This window comes from Thioclava sp. NG1, from assembly GCF_003122275.1.
GTDB classification, from domain to species: domain Bacteria; phylum Pseudomonadota; class Alphaproteobacteria; order Rhodobacterales; family Rhodobacteraceae; genus Thioclava; species Thioclava nitratireducens.
The window spans coordinates 1-2,153 of the sequence record NZ_QFBB01000028.1 but is presented as its reverse complement, the minus strand read 5'-3'; the positions used below and the strand labels follow the sequence as shown (position 1 = coordinate 2,153).

The following is a 2,153-nucleotide window of genomic DNA, read 5'->3' as shown; positions in this document are numbered from 1 at the left end:
AGCAGCAGCTTTTTTTGCAGCTTTGGTTGCATCATTTGCGGCCTTCTGAACGGCAGCAGCAGCCTCATTCGACGCTTCTTTGCCAGCGGCAACAAGCAGTTCAACAGCTTCGGTCTGTGCTTTGCGAGTGATCTCGGCAAAAGCCGTGAGGTTTTTAGTAGCCTGGTCGGCCGCAAAGTTGGCGAAGTCGGTCACCCCCCCCCCCTTATAATTGTGAACGGCGGAGCAATACTCGGCCACGGTAGCAGCGCCGCTGTGGTGTCGCGGGCGGCGTAAAAGTCGGCCACTTTTGCCCTTTCGGATTTCGGGAGGGCTTGGGGATATTCACCGTGGACTTGTATTTGAAGGTGCGTCGGGCTCACTTCCAAGATGGCTTGAGCGGGCGCCAGATTGCCCGGGATTTCGGTATCAGCCGGGACAGTGTTGCGAAGATGTTGGCCTATTCGGAGCCGCCTTGGTATCAGCGGATGGCGCCGATCCGGCGGCCGAAGCTGGATCCTTTCACGGATCAGATCGACCAGTGGCTTGCCGAGGACAAAGCTCGTCCCCGCAAACAGCGTTACACAGCCAAGCGCATCTTCGAGCGGTTGCGGGATGAGTGTGGGTTTGATGGCGGCCGAGTTCCTGATCTTGTTTGTCGGAGGTATCGGTTCGCTCATGCAAGCCAACGACTACGCTGGATTCACGAGATGAACCTCTTGACGAATTTGAGCGACAGAGCCGCGGGAAACCGCACTGCCAATAGCCGTTTCAATCGGCGCGGCGGGAAACGACTGCGATCGCAAACTCCACCAAATAATCATTGAGAGCCAGCGAAGCTGAATGTGCCGCGTCTCTATCGCCATCGGCGATCGCGTTCAAAATCCGGCGGTGTAGGTCACGGCCACGACCAACTTCGAGGGCTTCGTCACGCACGTGCACGACCCAAAAACGACGCGATAACCCTTGTAACGGCAACATGATTGAACCGAGATATTGGTTGCGCGCGGCGTCGATGATCAAACCATGAGTGTCTCGGATTGTGTTCGTGTATTCTTGCAAGGTGAAGTCTTGATTCATCACGTCAGCAAGTCTGCACATCGCTTGGCGTTGGTTTTCATCCGCCCGCTTGCAGGCTAATTCTACCGCCAAGACCTCGACCGCCCGTCTGACTTCCAGTCGACTGAGTTGGTCCTCTACGGTGATCGCAGGAATTTCGATTCCTTTGCTGGCGTGAATGCGAATCATGTAGCTCGGAGCTAGGCGGTGGATCGCTTCGCGGACCGGTGTTCGGCCCAATCCAGTAAGATCCACTAAGACCTTTTCCGAAATCATCGTTCCCGGAGCAAGTTGCCCTGTCTCAATCATTCGTTGAAGAAGTTCAATGGCTTGCTGTGTCTTGTTGGCCATTCAAAGCGGTCCTTACATCCCAGTTAGACAATTCCATATCACTGAAAGCTTGACATATCACCGATATATCGGGGGTATATTTATTGAGTTTACCCAGTCAAGCAGAAGGAAGATTGATGAAATACGCACCCGGTTCCGAGTCGTGCCCCCTCCCGTTTTCGCCCTTCAAAGCTTGCACCGTGCCGCGCCCGATTGGATGGTTGTCGAGCATCAGCGCAACCGGCGTAGAAAACATCGCGCCTTACAGCCAATGGAACAACCTGACGTTTGATCCTCCGATGGTGATGTTTGCGGCCAACCGCTATCCCGATGGGCGGCGCAAGGACACGGTGATCAATGCCGAGGAAACAGGGTGGTTCGCTTGGAACCTGGCGACATACGACCTGCGCGAGGCCGTGAACATCACCGCAATGGCGCTTGCGCCGGACGAAAGCGAATTTGACCGGATTGATGTGACACGGGTCTACGCCGAAAATGGCGGCGTGCCGATGGTCAAGGAGAGCCCCTGCAAGTTTGAGTGCCGTTATCTCAGCACCCACACACAGAAGGGCAACTCATCCATGGGCACAGTGGATGTGGTGTTTGCTCAGGTTGAACTGATTCATATCGACGATCAGTTCATCCAAAGCGATGGTCGTCTTGATATCGCCGCGATCCAGCCAATCGCGCGACTTGGGTATTTTGACTACACCGTCGTGCGCGAAACTTTCGAAATGCGCGTGCCGGGGTCCGATAAAGATGCCCGCGCCGGTCTGGAAGGCCGC

At 55.4% G+C, this 2,153-nt stretch carries 2 protein-coding genes and 2 pseudogenes; 2 read left to right on the top strand and 2 right to left on the bottom strand.

Features of this window, described 5'->3' with window-relative positions:
* Positions 1 to 195 (bottom strand): annotated as a pseudogene (locus DEM26_RS20280) (phasin, PhaP); the annotation flags it as partial.
* A 134-nt stretch (positions 196 to 329) separates the two neighbouring features.
* Between DEM26_RS20280 and DEM26_RS20775 the strand changes: the two are divergent.
* Positions 330 to 617: pseudogene (locus tag DEM26_RS20775) on the top strand (IS21 family transposase); the annotation flags it as partial.
* A 133-nt stretch (positions 618 to 750) separates the two neighbouring features.
* On the opposite strand, the gene DEM26_RS20100 reads toward DEM26_RS20775, so the two are convergent.
* Positions 751 to 1,389 carry a GntR family transcriptional regulator gene (locus tag DEM26_RS20100; protein WP_109173300.1) on the bottom strand — a complete coding sequence of 213 codons (639 nt, stop codon included), beginning with the start codon at positions 1,387 to 1,389 and terminating at the stop codon, positions 751 to 753.
* Positions 1,390 to 1,505: 116 nt separating this feature from the next.
* Between DEM26_RS20100 and DEM26_RS20095 the strand changes: the two genes are divergently transcribed.
* Positions 1,506 to 2,153 (top strand): flavin reductase family protein (locus tag DEM26_RS20095; RefSeq protein ID WP_109173299.1); only part of this gene is annotated, 648 nt, incomplete at its 3' end.